We start from the raw sequence: 16,366 nt of genomic DNA on the forward strand, positions 1-16,366 counted from the left end.
GCAGCGAAATCGGTCCTGAAGAGATAAATCGGAAAAAAGCGCTCCCGGCCCGTGTCTGATCGCACGAGCCGGGGCGCGGGGCGTCAATAGTCGGAGCCGCCCTCGACGACGACCCGACGATGATGGTGCCGGTGGATCGAACTCGTGACGACCACGTCCTGACGACGGTGATGGCGATAACGCCAGCCCCGCTCGCCATTGTCATAGAAGGCGACCGTGCCGTGATGGCGGTGATGCAAGCGATGGCCCTCGTCATTGATGATGATGGCGGGGCGGTGATGATAATGATGCCTGTGATGCGTCCTGATGACAACATCGGCCTCGGCCGCCGAAGCGACGGCGGGTGCGGCGATGCAGAGCGCCAGGGCGGCAAGGAGCACTGTTTTCATTGCTCTATTCCTGATTCCTGAATCATCCCTTCGGCTGGGTAAACCGCTGCCTGTCGCTTTGGTTCCGGGGAGGACGGACATGCGCCATCCGCTCCGGCGCGCGATCGAGATCGGGTGGGAGGATGGGCCGGCGCCGCAGTGGGCGGGGGTTCGTTGGGGTAGCTGAGGCACCGGCCGAAGGCGGAATGGGCACCGCCGCCTGTCAGGATAGGCTCCCGGTGCGGTGACGAAATTGCGCGATCGCGGAAGGAACGGCGCAAGCGCCGAAGCTGCCGATCTCCCCAGATCATGCGATCCGGCCCCTTCGCCCAGCCACCGCTATCACGACCGCCAACGCCACCAACCCCGTGGCCGCCGCGAAGGTGAACCCCATGCCGCCGGCGACCGCTGCCGGCGCTGCCGTCGCGACATCCTTGGTGCCCACGGCGAAGGCGAACACCGCGCCCATCACCGCCGTGCCGGTGACAAGGCCGAGATTGCGCGACAGGCTCAGCATGCCCGAGACCACGCCGCGCTCGGACCTGTCGACATCGGCCATGACGGCGGTGTTGTTGGCCGCCTGGAAGAGCTGGTAGCCGGGCGTCAGCAGGATGATCGCCGCCGCGTAGCCGACGACGCCGAAGACGCCCGGCAGCACGGCGAGCGCGACGCAGCCGTCGACCATCAGCACCAGCCCCGCCATGACCATCGCGGCCGCGCCGAGACGATCGACGACACGCCCGGCAATGATGCCGCAGAACGCCGAGACAACGGGCCCGATCGACATCACGGCTCCGGTCGCAGCGTCGCCGAGGCCCAGCGCACGCGACAGGAAGAACGGGCCGACGACCAGCGTGGCCATCATCACCGTCGAGACCAGCGCGTTCATGGCAAGGCTCGGCGCCAGCACTGGGTCGCGCAACAGCGCGAGCTTGACCAGCGGCGACGCCACCTTGGTCTCGGCGACGACGAACAGCGCCGCGCCGGCCATGGCCGTGCCGAGCAGCGCCATGTTCAGGCCACCGAAATGACCGCGCCCCATGGTCATGGCCAGCGCGTAGGCGGCAAGCGTGGCGGCAAGCAGCAGTGTCCCCAGCATATCGAAACGCGCGGCTCCCTTCGCCTCTGCGCGGTCGATGCCCGGCCCTTTGTCGCCCGGCAAAAAGCGCCAGGCGGCAAGCAGCGCGACAGCGCCGAGCGCGGCGTTGACAAGGAAGATCGAGCGCCAGCCGAAAGCTGCGATCAGCACGCCGCCGAGCGAGGGTCCAAGCGCGGTGCCGATCGCCGACATGGTGCCGAGCAGGCCCATGGCGCTGCCGGTGCGTTGCTTCGGCACCGTCTCACCGACGAGAGCTATCGTCAGCGCCATCATCACCGCGGCGCCCAGACCTTGCACGGCGCGGGCAGCGATCAGCATCGCCAGCGACGGCGCGAGCGCGGCGGCAAACGAAGCGGCGCTGAAAAGCGCCAGGCCGGCGATCAGCAGCAGCCGGCGGCCGACGACATCGCCGAGACGCCCGACGCTGACGATCAGCGCCGTGATGGCGAGCAGATAGGCCAGCACCACCCACTGCACTGCCGCAAAGGACGCGGCGAAAGCCGCGCTCAGCGTCGGCAGCGCGACATTGGCGATGCTGATGCCGAGCGAGGAGACGAGCATGGCAAGCGACAGGCCGGCCAGCGCGCCCGTCGTTGAATGGCGCAGGGGCGCGGCGCGGGTTTCGGCAATGTCGACCATGATTTCTTCTCCGTCGGTTGAGCTTGCGGGGAACATAGGCATGGGCATGACATGGCGGAACACGCGGCGTATGCACTTGAATAGTGCATCAGACGCCATGCCGCTTTGACGAATCCGTGCTATGGTCGCGCTATGTCGCGACCCGATCTCAACCTGCTCGTCACGCTGGATGTGCTGCTTGCCGAAGGCAGCGTCGCCAAGGCCGCGCGGCGCCTGAAGCTCAGCCCTTCGGCAATGAGCCGGGCCTTGGCGAGACTGCGCGAGGCGACCAGCGACCCGCTTCTGGTGCGTGCCGGGCGCGGTCTGGTGCCGACGCCGCGTGCTGTCGAGCTCGGCGGGCAGGTCGGGCGGCTGGTGAAGGAGGCGGAAGCGGTGCTGCGGCCTGCCGAGCGGCTCGACCTCGCGCGGCTTGGCCGCAGCTTCACGCTGCGAAACAGCGATGGTTTCGTCGAGAATTTCGGCCCGGCGCTGCTCGCCCGCGTGGCTGAGGAAGCGCCGGGCGTGCAACTGCGTTTCGTGCCCAAGCCCGACAAGGACAGCGGCCCGATGCGCGAGGGCGCGGTCGATCTGGAAACCGGAGTGGTGGGCGGTTCGACCGGGCCGGAGGTGCGCGCGCAGGCGCTGTTCCGCGACCGCTTTGTCGGCGTCGCGCGGGCCGGCCATCCTTTGTGCGAAGGCCGGATCACCGCCGCGCGCTTCGCCGCCGGCCGGCACATATTGATCTCGCGCCGCGGTCTCGACCGCGGCCCGGTGGATGTCGCCTTGCAACTCGCCGGGCTGACGCGGACAGTCGCGACCGTGGTAGGCGGCTTCTCCGAGGCGCTGGCGCTGGCGCGTGGCTCCGACCTCATCGCCACGGTGCCGGAACGCTATACCGGAACGCTGCGCGAGGGCCTGTTCACCTTCACGCTGCCGGTGAAGCTCGCCGCGCTGACGGTCTCGCTTTTGTGGCACCCGAGGCTCGACGCCGATCCGGCGCATCGCTGGCTGCGCGGGCTGGTGAAAGAGGTGTGCCGCCTTTCCTCTCCGCCGTTTCGCGAGGGCGAGGAACCTTTGTCCTGATGCGCCGCGGCACCGCGGAACCAACCGCGCGTTGCAGGCGGTGCCATATTAGCTATTACTAATGTATACTATACACAGGACAAACCGTGTCTGTCATGGAACCCGCGGCATAGTCAGCGCGTTGCCGGGCGCGCGTGAAACAGCCGGAGGCTCGCTTGAGCGAATTCAGGAAGTTCGCCTGCCCCCGGTGCCTGGGCGCCGGCAAGGTGTTCGAGTGCGAGAAACAGGTGGCGTCGAACGGCGCATGTTGTCCCTTTGGCGCGTTGCGCGACAATTGCCCTGGACAACGGGCTTCCTGCCAGGCCTGCAACGGAACCGGCCTGCGCGGCTACGGCGCGCCCTCTACTATAGAGGACTAAACCCGGCCGGCTTCGCTTTCGCTACACTTGGGAGTCTTGCCTTTCATTCGTAATTTCTAATATAATATAAAAGGGCGAGAGCGGAGCGGCGGGCGCCCCGCATGACAATCTATCGTGTCGAGGAAATGGACGGCGAAGCCGTCGTCGCGGTCCATTCGGCCGCAGCAAAGACGCCTTTCGAGGCGGCTGAGAAGGCGCTTGGCCAGAAAGTCACTTTGCGCGCCGGCGCCGACAGGTGGGTCCGCGTCGTCGATCTCACCGAGCGGCCGAGACCGGTCAGGCTCAGGCCCACGACATTCGAATTCAAGGCTATAGGCCAAAGGAAATAGCACGCTCCGTTTCGCATTGGCGCCAGTATGGACGAAGCGCGGCGAAGTCGCCGAGCAAACCGCCAGGCACTTTTCCTGGCTTTAAGTACTGGCGCCGCCCATCAGCGCGGCGACCAGGGTCGCCAGGAACACGAGCAGCCCCAAAGCGATCCGGTCCAGCCATGACCGCCGTCTGGCAAGAACCTCGAACAACCGTTTGGCCATCGCAACTTCCCCCATTCGGCGACACTCTATCACGTCTTTCATGAGCGGGTCATGAAACGGCTCACAGATAGATCCGATGCCGCTTTCAAGCGGAATCCCGTCGTCGCCGGGCATCATTGCTGTACCGCCGAATTGCACCCAAAAAAAGTCAGGGTCGAAGCGACATGCCGGCCGGCGAAAAATCAGCCTATTCAAGCGGATAGGCATATGCGCGGCGCTGCCTGGTGAATATCTGAAAAGCCCGGAATTCCGCCATTTCGTGGCTTTTAGCCGTGTCCCCGGCATGGCTGCAAAGCGTGCTTCGAGGACGAAAAGGCGGCTAAAAAAGCGCTTCCTGGCCGCCGGCCGGCGGCGTTGACAGGGCACCGCGCCAATGGCACTCCGCAACCACTGGTCACGCCATGACCGTTGCTGTTGGGGACGGACGGGGTTTCAGCAGCTTGGCGGCGGCGCCGGACGGGCGGGCACCTTCGAAGTGTACCGCCCGCTCCTGGCCAGCCCCAATTTTCAAGCCGGATATCGCGCGGGACCAAGCCGGAGCGTCACCGCCCCTATTCAACGCTTGACCGACAACTGCACCACGACTGCGAGTCCCGGCGCCTGTCCGGCGTCGGCCTCAAATAACGTCCAACCAGGCCTGCACGACCGCATCGGCGCGTGATCGGGTCGGATCTCAGAACGTGAAGCCCGAGGATGGCACTGCGGCCGTCGCCGCCGAAAGCCTTTCACGTCTGGCAAGCGTCGGTTTGCGATATGTCTTCTTCATCGGCTGCCTCGGCCCGGTCGACGAACAGGACCGCAACATATGCGCGACGTCCGCCGCGTCAAGCGAGGACGTAAATCTGGCGCCAGCAACTGGCCGGCGAGCCGCCGGGCGCGCCAGCCAATCTGTCCGTGCGCCTTTGTTACGATTTGGGACCCGAGACGCTCGCGACGACGCTTGACAGCTTCTGCCGCTTCGACAGCACCGGCTTTTCGTAAATCTTCTTCATAAGGAACCCCCTTGCCCAAGTTTCGCGCTCGGCAGCACGCAGCGCAAACACACTCGCGTCAAGAACATTTGCGTGATCGAGGCCCAGTGCGGGCTGACTGCAACCGAAAGCAACTGGGCTGTGGCTGGCCGGCAACATCCGGCGTCGCCTCCGATGGAGCCCTCGTCGCTATGGGCCTCGGGGGGCTGGCGGTCGACCGCTTCCGGATGTTACAGGCCGATGCCGAGGCTCGCCAGGTCGGCCGCGGCCCGCGTGGGCTGGCTTGCGGCCAGTCACCCAGGTCATTCTTCTTCAGAACCAAGTCATTCTTGACGAATGGACAGCGAACCGGAAAGCTCGGCCGCGGCGCCTCGATGGCGCTGTGCGGGAAGGGAGGCCATGCCATGCCGGGTGCCGACGAAAAGCTTACCGCGCTTGGCATCATGCTGCCACCGCCGCTGAAACTGCCACCGGGCATGGTGCTGCCCTTTCCCTGGGTGAATGTGCGCGGCGACCGCGCCTATATCTCCGGCCACGGACCGCAGGAGCCGGACGGCACGCTTGCGGGCCCGTTCGGCGCGGTCGGCGAGAGCGTGTCGCTGGAGGAGGCGCGGGGCTCGGCCCGCAAGGTCGGGCTGTCGATGCTCGGCAGCCTGAAACGCGAGCTCGGCAGCCTCGACCGGATCACCGGCTGGTGCCGCGTGCACGGCATGGTCAATTCGGCATTGCGCTTCACCGAGACGCCGGCGGTGATAAACGGCTTTTCGGAACTCATCCTCGAGGTGTTCGGGCCGGAGATCGGCCGCCACGCCCGCACGGCAATCGGCGTAGCCGCCCTGCCCCTGAATTTCCCGGTCGAGATTGAGGCCGAAGTGATGATTGTGAGGTAGCGCCACACCTCTCCCTTGCAGGCAAGATGACCAGCTGCAGCGTGCTTGACCAGGCCGTGATCGGCGCGATAGGCGGGGTGCAGGCCATGCAACCGATGAAAGATCCGCCATGACAGACGCTATCGTAAAAGACAGCAACGGAACGACGCTGAACGAGGGCGACTCCGTCACCCTGATCAAGGACCTCAAGGTCAAGGGCACGTCCGAGACGATCAAGCGCGGCACGCTGGTGAAGAACATCCGCCTCAACGGCAATCCCGGCGAGATCGAATGCAACACCAAGCAGGTGAAGGGCCTGGTGCTGAAGACGGAGTTCGTGAAGAAAGCGTGAATGCGGCGCCGGCCCTCGCGGGGAGATCATGCGGTCGGCTGCTTCATTGCAGCGGGAGCGCCGCCGGCTAGGGAGGAGCTCGGCAATTCCGGTGCTGCCGCACGTCGTCGCCCTCGCCTTATGTTGCACCGCGTTAGATTTGTTGCATTGCGATATGAGCCCGCAGGCGCAAGTCTTCCCCAAGGCGGGATACGAACGAGCTTGCGAGGTTCGTATTCGTGTCAGCATCAGCGCAGGATTTCCGGCCCGACATAGAAGGGTTGCGGGCGGTGGCCGTAGCGGGCGTCATCGCCTTCCATTTCGGCCTGACCGCGCTGCCTGGCGGCTTTGCCGGGGTCGACATCTTCTTCGTCATCTCGGGCTATCTGATCACCCGCCATCTGGTCGCCGAGATTTCCGGCACCGGCCGGCTCGACCTTCTGCGTTTCTACGCCCGGCGCGCGCGGCGCCTGCTGCCGGCGGCGCTTTTCGTCATCGTCGCCACACTTGCCGCCGGCGCGGTCATCCTGTCGCCGGAAGAACAGGCGCTCTATTCCAAGGGCGCCATGTTCGCCTCGGCCTATATGATCAATCTGTGGCTGATCCGCTGGTCGTTCGACTATTTCGCCAATGACGCCGCGAGCAACCCGTTCATCCATTACTGGTCGCTGTCGGTCGAGGAGCAATTCTACCTCGCCTGGCCGGCGCTGCTGATGCTGGCCGCCTGGCTGAAGCCGGGCAAACGCTCGATCGTCGTTGCAATCGCCGCGGCCGGCCTCGTCTCCTTTGTCCTCTGCGCCTGGCTGACGAGCGTATCGCCACCCTGGGCGTTCTACTTTTCGCCGCTGCGCGCATGGGAATTTGCCGCCGGCGGCCTCGCATCGATGGTGCCGGCGCGGCTGTTGCAGGAGCGTCCGCTGCTGGGGCAGGCGTTGAGCCTGGCCGGACTGGCGATGATCGGGGCCGCTTATCTCACCTTCAGCGAGGACGCTCCCTTCCCCGGCTTTCTGGCGCTTCTGCCGGTGGCCGGCACAGTCCTTCTGCTCAAGGCGGGAGCGGCCGGCGTCAGGGACGGCACTCCTCGTTTGCGCAATTCCGAACGGAACTGCGTGAACGCCGCCCTGACGCTGCCGCCTTTGCAATGGATCGGCAGGCTCTCCTATTCGCTCTATCTCTGGCATTGGCCGGTGATCGTCTATGCCGGCATGCTGGCGCCGGAGTTGACGCCTGCCGAGCGGTTTTACTGCCTTGCCCTGACGCTGGCGCTGTCCGCGCTCAGCTACCACCTCGTCGAGAACCCTATCCGTCGCAACGGCTGGCTGATGGCCAATGCGGCGCGGGCGCTGGTGCCGGCCCTCCTCCTGACCGGCACCGGCGTCGCAGCCGCCTATGGCAATGCCAGGCTCGCCGCGCATGATCTCGACCCGCGGCAGCGCATCATCGCCGCGAGCGCCGCCGAACCCTCCACGGCCCGCGCCAAAGCAGGCTGCGTGCTGGATTACGAGACGGTCACGCCGATCCCTTGTGTGTTCGGCGACGGCCGGCGCACCATAGCCCTGTTCGGCGATTCCCACGCCGACCACTGGTCGACGCCGCTGATCGAGGCGGGCCGGAAGAACGGCTACCGGGTGGTGACCTGGCTGAAAAACTCCTGCCGCGCCTCGCGCGTCAGCGTCTGGTCGTCCGAGTTGAAGCGCGCCTACGCAGAATGCGACCGCTGGCGCGAGCAGGCGATCAAGGAGATCATCCGCGCAAAGCCAGCGCTGGTGGTCATCTCGGAGCTGGCGCTGAGCAGCGGGCGCAAGATGGCGGGCCGCGGCGGCGACACGGACAGCCAGGACGCCGACTGGCGGGCCGGCCTGCGCTCCACGCTCACCAGCCTGAGCCAAGCCGGCCTCAAGGTCGCCTTCATCCGCGACGTGCCGTTCAACAACGCGAATGTCGACACCTGCGTGGCGCGGGCGCTTTGGCGGAACGAAACGCCCTCGCGCTGCGACCAGACGCGGGCCTATGCCGCCAACGACAAGATGGCGGCGGTGGAGCGCGATATTGTCGACAGCATCCCCAACGCTGCCTACGTCGACCTCACCGACCGCTTCTGCAGCGCCACCGTTTGCCACGTCTTCATCGACGGCAAGCTCGCCTTCCGCGACCGGCACCATATGGCGACCCCCTTCGCGAAATCGCTGGAGCCCGACGTGGAGAAGAGGGTGATTTCCAAAGTGGGAAGGTGAAGCTGCCAATCTCCCCCCTTGTGAGCTACGGCATGCACACATTTCCAAGCGGCTGGCCTTTGGCGATAGCGTGCATGGCAGCTTGGCGCATGCATTGTCTTATGTAGCGCTGGTCGACCCCCACTCCGTCTCGGCTTCGCCGAGCCACCTCTCCCCCGATCGACGGGGTAGAGGAAGGCGCCAAGCTTTTGCCGTCAACGCCCGTCCAGCAACGCTCCCTTCCTTTTCCTCCGGAGGGAGGAAAGGTGGCGCTGCGAAGCAGCGACGGATTGGGGGAACCACCTGGCAATCAAACCTCGGCCTGATCAATCACGCCAGTCACACAAGATGTGTGCATAGCGTAGCCCTTGTGGGGAGAGATCAGCAGCTCATGCCCCCTACCCCACCACAACGACAAAATGCTTCGTCACTGGCTCGAGGATCTTCCACGTCCCTTTGAAATCGGCCTCGACCACGAAAGCATCGCCGGGGCCGACCTCGACCGGCTCGCCACCGTCGGGCGTGATGATGATGCGGCCGGCGATCATGTGAACGAATTCATAGTCGGTGTAGGTGGCGTGATAGGTGCCGGGCGAAGCACGCCAGGTGCCGGACATCACCTTGCCGTCCTCGGTGGTGTGCTGCACGGCCGTCTGCATGGTCGGCCTGCCCTCCACGACGATCCAGCCCGACAGGTCGCCGGCCTCGGCATGCTCGACGGGGCCGAATTTGAGAATGGTCTGCTTGGTCATGGGAGCTCCTGCGGTTGAGATTTACGTCGGTGTGGCATAGCCGATGGCGCCAAGGGTGCGCGAGCAATGCTGCGACATCGCGCGACGCGCTATTCCCCCTGATCCGTGCACTCTTGCGGGGGAGCGAGCGTTTTCCCGCATTTGCGAACGGGCTCGTCCCCGATATAGGGCCGCGCATTTTCCTCGGAACACCGGTCCCGTCGAAACCGTTTATCCCCTGAAGGGGCGTCCTGCAACTCAAGGAGGCAGCGATGAAAAGGCTTCTGCTTGCTTCGATGATCGCCATCGCCTCGGCGTTCACGATCGCGCCGGCCAGCGCCGGTAGCGTGCAACTGGGTATTGGCATCGGGCCGGGCTATGATGACGGCTATTACGACGATTATGGCGGATACTACCCCCACCGCTATTATCGCCATGTCTACAATGACGACTACGACAATGGCGGCTATGTGGTTCGCTACCATCACCGCTATTATCGCCATCATTGCCGAACCGAACTGGTGAGCCACTGGCGCCACCACCACCGCGTGGTGGAGGAGGTGCGCGTCTGCGGTAACGGCTACAACGGCTACTAAAGTCACCCTGGTTGGATAGCGCGGAACGGCTTTCGCCAGCTCCGCGCTATCGTTCGACGTGTGCCTGGACCGCTTCGCGCGCTCACGAAGCCCTCAAATGTTGCTGATTGTGCAGGACGCCGCAATTTGTGGGCTTGCCGCACGTTGTCCTGGGTAAACCTTCAGGAGGTTGCCATGAAAAAATTCCTGTTTGCCTCGGTGTTCGCCCTGGCCTCGACGGCGACCGTCATTACATCGGCGGATGCAGGCAACGTATTCCTGGGCGGCAGTTACTTCGACTACGGCCCGTTCGGCGATTTTTACGACAGTTACAACTACGCTCCGGTGTACGGCTCCTATTGGGACGGCCCCTATCAGGATGACGGGCCCGGCTACGGCCCGGCCTACAGCAACGACTATGAAGGCGGCTATGTTGCCCCGCCGAGCCGCTATCGTATCGTAAAGCACGGCCGCCATTGCCGGATCGAAATGGTCAGAACCCGCAGCCACGACCACAGGTTCACGCGGGAGGTGCGCGTCTGCAGCTAGGCGATCCACCGCCGGGAAGCAGGCGCGGCTTCAAATCCCGCCGATTTTCGCACTAGGCCACACCTAGGCAGCTTTTCGGCTCGTCAAGCGTTGTCAGTGCGAACCTTCAGGAGGAGGTTTGCCATGAAAAAGCTTCTACTTGCCTCGGCAATCGCCATCGCTTCGGCAGTGGCCACGATCGCGCCGGCAGATGCGCAAGGCTTCTTCGGCCTCGGGATCGGGCCGTTTGGCGGCTATCCGTTCTACGGCGGCCCGTTCTATGGCGGCCCGTTCTACGATTACGGCGGCCGCTATTACGGCCCGCGCTACTATGATGACTACTATCCCGGCTACGTGGTCCGCTATCCGCACTACCGGTACCATCGGTATTACAGACATTACTACATCTATCCCCACCGGTACCACCATAGGCATCATTACCGGCACCACAGGCATCACCACGGGTACTACTACCGGTATTAGCGGGTGATGCGGCCGGCGGACCGATCTCCCTCCTCGTGGGGGAGATCGCATATGGCTTTTGGGAGTTCGGATAACCTGCATGCCTTAATGGCGTCATCCTCGGGCTTGTCCCGAGGATCTACCGGCCTGCCTGAACTGGGCGCGCTATATCCGCGTGCGACGGCGGATCCTCGGGATAAGCCGGAGGATGACGGCGTTGCTTTGGCCTTCGCCAATAAACCCCATATGCGATTGCGCTGCTCCTCGTGGGGGAGATCGCGTCGGCGCCTTGCAAATTACCGGCAAAATGCCATCTAATTCTCCGGCATCCACGGAGAACATCCTTGACGCAGCGAAGCGGCAGCGCCGACCTGCCGCTGCATGGCGGGCGGGTCCCGAAATGGCTGGGCGATCGGATGACGAAGCTCGGCGCGGTGCTGTGCGAAGCGATCATCCACCATTACGGCCGCGACGAGCTTTTGCGCCGTCTGGCGCATCCCTTCTGGTTCCAGTCCTTCGGCGCGGTGATGGGCATGGACTGGCATTCGTCCGGCATCACCACCTCGGTCATCGGCGCGCTGAAACGGGGGCTCAACCCGCTCGGCAATGAGCTTGGCATCCATGTCTGCGGCGGGCGCGGCGCGCATTCGCGCAAGACGCCCGGCGAGTTGATTGCCATCGGCGAGCGCGTCGGGCTGGACGGCGAGGCTCTCGCCACCGCCAGCCGGCTCGTCGCCAAGGTGGACAGCGCCGCCGTGCAGGACGGCTACGACCTCTATCTGCACGGCTTCATCGTCACCGATGACGGGCGCTGGGTGGTGGTGCAGCAAGGCATGAACGGCGACGCCCGCCAGGCGCGCCGCTACCACTGGCTGTCGGAGGGGCTCAAAAGCTTCGTCGACCAACCGCATGCGGCGATCGAGGGCGAGCGCCAGAGCGAGATCGTCAACCTCACCGACCATCGCGCGGAAAAAGCGCGTGGAAGCCAAATCCAGCTTTTGAAGACTATGAGCCCGGAAAAGATCCTGACCGAGCTGGCCGCGCTGGAACCGCGGTCGGAGCCTGAACCGGCCGCGCAGCCGCTGCTGCCCAACCTCGTCATGCCGGCGCATCACGACGTGCGCGAAAGCGACATCGTCATGCGCCGCCTGCACGGCAACATCGCCTCGGCCATCGAAAGCGGCCCGAAGGATTTTCCTGAACTGCTGCTGGTCCCCGGCGTCGGTCCTCGCACGGTGCGGGCTCTGGCCATGGTGTCTGAAGTGGTGCACGGCGCCCCCTACCGCTTCTCCGACCCGGCCCGCTTCTCGCTTGCCCATGGCGGCAAGGACCGCCACCCCTTCCCCGTGCCACTGAAGGTCTATGACGAGACGATCGGCGTGCTGAAATCGGCGGTGGGCAAGGCCAAGCTCGGAAGAACCGAAGAGTTGGAGGCGCTGAGGCGGCTGGACGGCGAGTCACGCCGGATGGAGCGGTATGTGACGGGCCCGAGCTTGAAGGAGATCGTGGCGGGGGAAATGGACCAGTCGCATTTGCTGGGCGGACGGAGCGTGTTCGGGTGGGAGCCGTCGCCTGAGGGTGGCGAGGAGCCAACCTCCAAAACTCACACCGGACTCCGCAAATAACGTTGAAGGTCAGCGCTGCCCCTCATTGCTCTGCCGGGCATTTCTCCCCGTGAACGGCGTGAACGGGGAGAAAGCGGCCGTCGCCGATGCCGCGCTTCTCCTTCGCCCCGTTTACGGGGAGAAGGTGCCCGAAGGGCGGATGAGGGGCAGCGCCGAGCGTTTGTGATCTCAGCTTGGGCGGACGTTATCTCTTCCGCTCGATCAGCCGCATCCCCTCCTCTGGCTTCACGTAGTGAATCAGCCCCGCCTTTTCGGACAGGACCATGATCCCTCGTTCCAGATAGCCGAAGGCTTCCTTGGGATACTCCTCGGAGTATTCGTCGGTATCCATGGAACAGACCACGACACCTTCGTTCCCTTCCCAGACGAGGATTTTGTCGCCAAGCTTGGCAAGGGTGCCGTCGGTGTATTTCATTGGTTCTTCAAGCGCCCAGCGTTTATGGTCAATCAGCACCCAGCATCCAGGCCGTGTGCCTCATCTCGTCGCTAATCTCCAGCCCGTTGAGGTCACGGTAAACGAACTGGGCGAGAACGACGGACGAGGTCTCGAGCTCCTTGGACTTGAAGGATAGCCCCAGATAATCCGCCACATCCTTTCGGCGCAGTTTCCACGCATAGGTGGCGCAGAGGATGATATGCATGACGTTGCATTCGCCGCTTTTCAGCCGATCGAACGTCTCCTCCAAGGCCTGGTCTTGCTTACCTTCCTCCCAGAGAATCTCGCACTCATAGGCATGTCTTCGATTGCTCCAAGCGCCGTACCTCTGATCCAGCAATTCCCGCAGTTCGGTGAATTTCTTTTGATCCAGAAGCGTCCTGCGTATTTCGACATCCCTTTTTATGACCTTCAGAGTTTCGCCATCGTCCTCATCCATCGGGGATTCTCCTTTGCTCCCCAATCTATTGGATTTTCTCCGGATCGCCATGACTGTCGAGATAAGCGCGGAGGCTTTGAAACCTGAAGGTTAAGGTATTTTCGTCTCACCCCGCCTTCCGGCCCATCATCCCGTAGTGCACCGCCAGCAGGTCCAACCCAACCTTCAGCAGCTTCACCACCACGTCGCGCCCTTCGCCGCTGCGTTCGGCGATGGCCTTCACCGACTGGCCTTGGAGGCAGATTTTTCGGACCACTTCAGCCACTTCCCAATGGGCGAGCGCAGCGGCAGCGTGGGCATACGCCCAGCCGGCTGAGAGCACCCGGTCGGGGACGCCGCCGCCGATCCGGCCGCTATCGACACGCTCGCTCCAGGATTGCGGCTGCAGGCCCTCGCGCTGGCTGCGCTCGAATTCGTCACGAAAACGTTGGCCGGCCTCGCGCTGCTGGCGCGTCAGCGAGGTGATGCCGGTGAGCGGATCGACATTGCGCAGGCGCACGACGCCGCCCGGTGGAGGTGTAGCCGCCGTTCGAGACTTCGTAGATGCGGCGCGCTTCCGCCGTGCCGGTGGCGAGGCGCTGGCGGCCGAAGCCGTCGGGCTTCAGCGCGAAGTCGTGGCCGATCTCGCGGCGGATGCGCACCTGCTCGGCCTCGCCCTTGGGGAGCTTTGGCGGCTGGGGTTTCTTGGCGGCTTTGCGGGGCATGGTGCGGTCCTTGGGTTGGAATTCTAGAGATGTTGGCGCGAGACACCCTCATCCGGCTCGGCGCAGAGCGCCGAGCCGGATGCTCCCACAAGGGAAGGGAGAGCCTGGCGCCCTCACATCACCTGCCGCGATGGCCGTGAAACCTTGCATGGTGATGGGCGCAGTAGGAGCGCGTGGCCGAGGTCGGCAGACCGCAGCAGAGCATGTCCGGTCCCGGGCGCACGCCTTGCGGGTCGGCTTCGGCATCCTCGCGCAGCGCGAGATCGAGCGGTGCGCGGCAGCGGCCGAACAGGCAATCGAGAAAGCGCATGGCCGCGACGTGCGGCTGGCGGCCGGGGTTCACCGGAGGCGGTGGCGCCGGGAGCTTGTAGAGATGCGCTTCGGATTTTTCACTGGTGCCTGGCGCGAGCCAGGCGGGTGGCAGGGTGCGCGCGGGTTTGCGGGCCTTGGTTTTTTTGAGCTTGGGCGGAATGCGGACAGCGACGGCATTCGCTTGCGTGACGATTCCATCGACGGACAGGTCTGCGGGACAGCACCCCCCTCTGTCCTGCCGGACATCTCCCCCGCAAGGGGGGAGATTGGCTGTGGCAGCGTCGGTGTCTTCCACTTGCCGCGCAAGCGCAGCCGGCTCAGAGAGCGTCACGCCTCCAGCCGCCACCCTGCCGCGCCTGCCCGGACGATCCGGCCGGGCGTGCTTTCTCGGCCTGCCGCCGGCGCGGCCGCCTTTGGGATTGGCGAAGCCGATGGCGCTCAGACCGGCGTTGCGGTGGACGATGCCGATGATGGCGTTGCGCGAGACCGGGCTGCCGCGCAGCGCGCTGAAGCGGCCGGCGATGCGCGAGGCCGAGAGCCCCTCCTTCAGCAAAGCGGCGATCTCGTCGATTTCCTTCTCGGTGTAGGCGGCTGCCATCTGCTCATTCCGTTGATTGCGAAGCGCTTGGGGCGAAGCGCCAGGGTTCAGGCCAAGTGCCAGGGTTCGGCCGCGAGGCCGTTTGGCGGTCATCGAAAGGGTTGAAGATTAGGCGGCGCCTGGAGCGTTCGCCTTTTTAAGGAACGGCGGACGTTCCATCTCGTTCTGGCGCAATTCCGGACGGAAAACCGCTTCGCACTTTTCCTGGAATTGCGTCTCGTTGTCTTGGCGCAATTCCGGACGGAAAACCGCTTCGCACTTTTCCTGGAATTGCTCCGGCGCCGCGCCGGTCAGTCGGAGAAGAGCGGCCTCGGCCGCAGTCCGCGTCAGGCCCGACACCGCGCGGCCCGTCATCCGATCGAACAGGATGACGGTGCCGTCCTCGGTGCGGATGCAGCTTATGCCCGAATTGGGGGCCGGAGCCGGGGGAGGAACGGCTCCGGCCGTTCCGGTGAACCGGGGTGCGGGCGGTTCAACCGGATCCGGGGCAAGCGCCCCGGAATGCGCCCGGACCGGGGACGGTCCGGACGATTGGAATTCGACAGGCGATTCGAACGGCGGTTCGAATTGGAAAGGCAACGCGTTCATGCCGCCTCCTTTTGCGTGGCGGCGAACGCGTCGATGCTCCGCCAGGAACCAATAAGCCCTGAGATGCCCGTGGGCGGCACCGGAATCACCGGCAGTGCGGAAATGCTTGCGGGATGGTCATTCATGCGCTAAGCGTACGTTATGTACGAAATACGCGCAAGCAAAATCGTACACTTTGGACGATAATTTTCAGGCATTTTGTACGATGATGGATTCTCGGCACAGATTGCAGCAGGCGCGCGCCCAGGCCGGCTACGCCTCGCCCAGCGATGCGGCGCGGGCCTTGCGCGACATCAACAAGAACACGCTGATCAGCCACGAGAACGGCAACCGGCCGCTTTCGCGCAAGGCGGCGGAGAAATACGGCCGGCTGTTCGGCGTCGACCCCGGCTGGCTCTTGTTCAACGCGGATGGCGCAGAGGCGGCGCCGGTCAATTTCGCCCCCTCGCCTGTCACCGTCGATGTGCCGATCGTATCGTGGATCAGCGCCGGCGAGCTCGGCAGCCAGGACAGCGTCGTCAACCTCTCCGACTATCCGACCATCCCCACCGCCGACCTCGAGGAAGGCGAGTGGATCGCGCTGCGCGTCGACGGGCCGTCGATGAACAAGATCTCGCCGCCGGATTCGATCATCTTCGTCAACCTGCGCGACAAGCGGCTGGTGACCAATGGCTGCTACGTGATTTCAGACGAGACGGGACGCGCCACCTACAAGCGCTGGCGGCCGAACGACAATCCGCCGTTCCAGCCGGCATCTTATCTCGACATCCCGCCGCCGGAGCTGGAGGGGGCGATCACGATCATCGGACGGGTGAAGCGGTCGATGATCGATATGTGAGGATTAGGCGGCGGCATGTCGTCTCAAGAGCAGTTCGGCAGGGCCATGGTTGAGTCAAAGAACAAAAAGTGAACTTCTCGTCTTGT

21 protein-coding genes are annotated in these 16,366 nt (G+C 64.4%); 10 read left to right on the forward strand and 11 right to left on the reverse strand.

Features of this window, described 5'->3' with window-relative positions; translation table 11 throughout:
• Window positions 1-83 precede the first annotated feature (83 nt).
• Window positions 84-389 (reverse strand): hypothetical protein, encoded by a 306-nt coding sequence (locus FJ980_RS03910; RefSeq protein ID WP_140541633.1) that lies wholly within the window; start codon window positions 387-389, stop codon window positions 84-86.
• 286 nt (window positions 390-675) lie between these two features.
• Entirely contained in the window at window positions 676-2,106 is a 1,431-nt protein-coding gene (locus tag FJ980_RS03915; RefSeq protein WP_246676297.1) for an MFS transporter, read from the reverse strand.
• 132 nt (window positions 2,107-2,238) lie between these two features.
• Here FJ980_RS03915 and FJ980_RS03920 point away from each other — a divergent pair, with 132 nt between their 5' ends.
• Together FJ980_RS03920 and FJ980_RS03925 are read left to right on the forward strand one after the other, a co-directional pair.
• Entirely contained in the window at window positions 2,239-3,168 is a 930-nt protein-coding gene (locus tag FJ980_RS03920; protein WP_140541634.1) for a LysR family transcriptional regulator, read from the forward strand.
• 460 nt (window positions 3,169-3,628) lie between these two features.
• Window positions 3,629-3,856 (forward strand): hypothetical protein, encoded by a 228-nt coding sequence (locus tag FJ980_RS03925; protein WP_140541635.1) that lies wholly within the window; start codon window positions 3,629-3,631, stop codon window positions 3,854-3,856.
• Between the two features lie 81 nt (window positions 3,857-3,937).
• Here FJ980_RS03925 and FJ980_RS03930 read toward each other — a convergent pair whose 3' ends face one another.
• Together FJ980_RS03930 and FJ980_RS03935 are read right to left on the reverse strand one after the other, a co-directional pair.
• The gene (locus tag FJ980_RS03930) at window positions 3,938-4,177 is read right to left on the reverse strand and encodes a hypothetical protein (protein WP_140541636.1); all 240 of its coding nucleotides are present in this window, start codon (window positions 4,175-4,177) and stop codon (window positions 3,938-3,940) included.
• A gap of 788 nt (window positions 4,178-4,965) precedes the next feature.
• Window positions 4,966-5,190 carry a hypothetical protein gene (locus FJ980_RS03935; protein WP_140541637.1) on the reverse strand — a complete coding sequence of 75 codons (225 nt, stop codon included), beginning with the start codon at window positions 5,188-5,190 and terminating at the stop codon, window positions 4,966-4,968.
• A 245-nt stretch (window positions 5,191-5,435) separates the two neighbouring features.
• Here FJ980_RS03935 and FJ980_RS03940 point away from each other — a divergent pair, with 245 nt between their 5' ends.
• The 3 genes from FJ980_RS03940 (at window position 5,436) to FJ980_RS03950 (ending at window position 8,465) form a co-directional block, all read left to right on the forward strand.
• Window positions 5,436-5,921, forward strand: a complete 486-nt coding sequence (locus FJ980_RS03940; protein ID WP_140541638.1) for a RidA family protein — start codon at window positions 5,436-5,438, stop codon at window positions 5,919-5,921.
• Between the two features lie 109 nt (window positions 5,922-6,030).
• Window positions 6,031-6,252 (forward strand): alkylphosphonate utilization protein, encoded by a 222-nt coding sequence (locus FJ980_RS03945; protein WP_140541639.1) that lies wholly within the window; start codon window positions 6,031-6,033, stop codon window positions 6,250-6,252.
• Between the two features lie 218 nt (window positions 6,253-6,470).
• Window positions 6,471-8,465 (forward strand): acyltransferase family protein, encoded by a 1,995-nt coding sequence (locus FJ980_RS03950; protein WP_140541640.1) that lies wholly within the window; start codon window positions 6,471-6,473, stop codon window positions 8,463-8,465.
• Window positions 8,466-8,842: 377 nt separating this feature from the next.
• On the opposite strand, the gene FJ980_RS03955 is transcribed toward FJ980_RS03950, so the two are convergent.
• Window positions 8,843-9,196 (reverse strand): cupin domain-containing protein, encoded by a 354-nt coding sequence (locus FJ980_RS03955; RefSeq protein WP_140541641.1) that lies wholly within the window; start codon window positions 9,194-9,196, stop codon window positions 8,843-8,845.
• A 251-nt stretch (window positions 9,197-9,447) separates the two neighbouring features.
• On the opposite strand from FJ980_RS03955, the gene FJ980_RS03960 reads away from it, so the two are divergent.
• The 4 genes from FJ980_RS03960 to FJ980_RS03975 all read left to right on the forward strand — a co-directional run bounded on the left by FJ980_RS03960 (window position 9,448) and on the right by FJ980_RS03975 (window position 12,365).
• Complete coding sequence (locus tag FJ980_RS03960) at window positions 9,448-9,771, forward strand: hypothetical protein (RefSeq protein ID WP_140541642.1); 324 nt, start codon at window positions 9,448-9,450, stop codon at window positions 9,769-9,771.
• 174 nt (window positions 9,772-9,945) lie between these two features.
• Entirely contained in the window at window positions 9,946-10,299 is a 354-nt protein-coding gene (locus FJ980_RS03965; protein WP_140541643.1) for a hypothetical protein, read from the forward strand.
• A 123-nt stretch (window positions 10,300-10,422) separates the two neighbouring features.
• Window positions 10,423-10,761, forward strand: coding sequence for a hypothetical protein (locus FJ980_RS03970; protein WP_140541644.1), 339 nt, complete (start codon window positions 10,423-10,425; stop codon window positions 10,759-10,761).
• Window positions 10,762-11,084: 323 nt separating this feature from the next.
• The gene (locus FJ980_RS03975) at window positions 11,085-12,365 is read left to right on the forward strand and encodes a DUF763 domain-containing protein (RefSeq protein WP_140541645.1); all 1,281 of its coding nucleotides are present in this window, start codon (window positions 11,085-11,087) and stop codon (window positions 12,363-12,365) included.
• A 184-nt stretch (window positions 12,366-12,549) separates the two neighbouring features.
• Here FJ980_RS03975 and FJ980_RS03980 read toward each other — a convergent pair whose 3' ends face one another.
• The 6 genes from FJ980_RS03980 to FJ980_RS34580 form a co-directional block, all read right to left on the reverse strand.
• The gene (locus FJ980_RS03980; protein WP_181181096.1) at window positions 12,550-12,780 is read right to left on the reverse strand and encodes a hypothetical protein; all 231 of its coding nucleotides are present in this window, start codon (window positions 12,778-12,780) and stop codon (window positions 12,550-12,552) included.
• Between the two features lie 28 nt (window positions 12,781-12,808).
• Window positions 12,809-13,240 (reverse strand): hypothetical protein, encoded by a 432-nt coding sequence (locus FJ980_RS03985; protein ID WP_140541647.1) that lies wholly within the window; start codon window positions 13,238-13,240, stop codon window positions 12,809-12,811.
• A gap of 106 nt (window positions 13,241-13,346) precedes the next feature.
• Window positions 13,347-13,739, reverse strand: coding sequence for a DUF6456 domain-containing protein (locus FJ980_RS03990; protein WP_246676298.1), 393 nt, complete (start codon window positions 13,737-13,739; stop codon window positions 13,347-13,349).
• Complete coding sequence (locus FJ980_RS35245; RefSeq protein WP_246676299.1) at window positions 13,657-13,944, reverse strand: hypothetical protein; 288 nt, start codon at window positions 13,942-13,944, stop codon at window positions 13,657-13,659. The genes FJ980_RS03990 and FJ980_RS35245 overlap by 83 nt, the downstream gene beginning before the upstream one ends.
• A 118-nt stretch (window positions 13,945-14,062) precedes the next feature.
• Window positions 14,063-14,854 (reverse strand): GcrA cell cycle regulator, encoded by a 792-nt coding sequence (locus tag FJ980_RS03995; RefSeq protein ID WP_140541648.1) that lies wholly within the window; start codon window positions 14,852-14,854, stop codon window positions 14,063-14,065.
• 108 nt (window positions 14,855-14,962) lie between these two features.
• Window positions 14,963-15,442 (reverse strand): hypothetical protein, encoded by a 480-nt coding sequence (locus tag FJ980_RS34580; protein ID WP_181181097.1) that lies wholly within the window; start codon window positions 15,440-15,442, stop codon window positions 14,963-14,965.
• 205 nt (window positions 15,443-15,647) lie between these two features.
• Here FJ980_RS34580 and FJ980_RS04005 point away from each other — a divergent pair, with 205 nt between their 5' ends.
• Complete coding sequence (locus FJ980_RS04005; protein ID WP_140541649.1) at window positions 15,648-16,280, forward strand: S24 family peptidase; 633 nt, start codon at window positions 15,648-15,650, stop codon at window positions 16,278-16,280.
• The last annotated feature ends 86 nt before the right edge of the window (window positions 16,281-16,366 follow it).

This window comes from Mesorhizobium sp. B1-1-5, assembly GCF_006443065.1.
Taxonomy (GTDB): Bacteria; Pseudomonadota; Alphaproteobacteria; order Rhizobiales; family Rhizobiaceae; genus Mesorhizobium.

Bases quoted from the DNA above. Each gene is read 5' to 3' on its own strand.
- FJ980_RS03910 (WP_140541633.1), bottom strand. From the start codon at position 389: ATGAAAACAGTGCTCCTTGCCGCCCTGGCGCTCTGCATCGCCGCACCC.
- FJ980_RS03915 (WP_246676297.1), bottom strand. From the start codon at position 2,106: ATGGTCGACATTGCCGAAACCCGCGCCGCGCCCCTGCGCCATTCAACG.
- FJ980_RS03920 (WP_140541634.1), top strand. From the start codon at position 2,239: ATGTCGCGACCCGATCTCAACCTGCTCGTCACGCTGGATGTGCTGCTT.
- FJ980_RS03925 (WP_140541635.1), top strand. From the start codon at position 3,629: ATGACAATCTATCGTGTCGAGGAAATGGACGGCGAAGCCGTCGTCGCG.
- FJ980_RS03930 (WP_140541636.1), bottom strand. From the start codon at position 4,177: ATGATGCCCGGCGACGACGGGATTCCGCTTGAAAGCGGCATCGGATCT.
- FJ980_RS03935 (WP_140541637.1), bottom strand. From the start codon at position 5,190: ATGTTGCCGGCCAGCCACAGCCCAGTTGCTTTCGGTTGCAGTCAGCCC.
- FJ980_RS03940 (WP_140541638.1), top strand. From the start codon at position 5,436: ATGCCGGGTGCCGACGAAAAGCTTACCGCGCTTGGCATCATGCTGCCA.
- FJ980_RS03945 (WP_140541639.1), top strand. From the start codon at position 6,031: ATGACAGACGCTATCGTAAAAGACAGCAACGGAACGACGCTGAACGAG.
- FJ980_RS03955 (WP_140541641.1), bottom strand. From the start codon at position 9,196: ATGACCAAGCAGACCATTCTCAAATTCGGCCCCGTCGAGCATGCCGAG.
- FJ980_RS03960 (WP_140541642.1), top strand. From the start codon at position 9,448: ATGAAAAGGCTTCTGCTTGCTTCGATGATCGCCATCGCCTCGGCGTTC.
- FJ980_RS03965 (WP_140541643.1), top strand. From the start codon at position 9,946: ATGAAAAAATTCCTGTTTGCCTCGGTGTTCGCCCTGGCCTCGACGGCG.
- FJ980_RS03970 (WP_140541644.1), top strand. From the start codon at position 10,423: ATGAAAAAGCTTCTACTTGCCTCGGCAATCGCCATCGCTTCGGCAGTG.
- FJ980_RS03980 (WP_181181096.1), bottom strand. From the start codon at position 12,780: ATGAAATACACCGACGGCACCCTTGCCAAGCTTGGCGACAAAATCCTC.
- FJ980_RS03985 (WP_140541647.1), bottom strand. From the start codon at position 13,240: ATGGATGAGGACGATGGCGAAACTCTGAAGGTCATAAAAAGGGATGTC.
- FJ980_RS35245 (WP_246676299.1), bottom strand. From the start codon at position 13,944: ATGCCCCGCAAAGCCGCCAAGAAACCCCAGCCGCCAAAGCTCCCCAAG.
- FJ980_RS03995 (WP_140541648.1), bottom strand. From the start codon at position 14,854: ATGGCAGCCGCCTACACCGAGAAGGAAATCGACGAGATCGCCGCTTTG.
- FJ980_RS34580 (WP_181181097.1), bottom strand. From the start codon at position 15,442: ATGAACGCGTTGCCTTTCCAATTCGAACCGCCGTTCGAATCGCCTGTC.
- FJ980_RS04005 (WP_140541649.1), top strand. From the start codon at position 15,648: ATGATGGATTCTCGGCACAGATTGCAGCAGGCGCGCGCCCAGGCCGGC.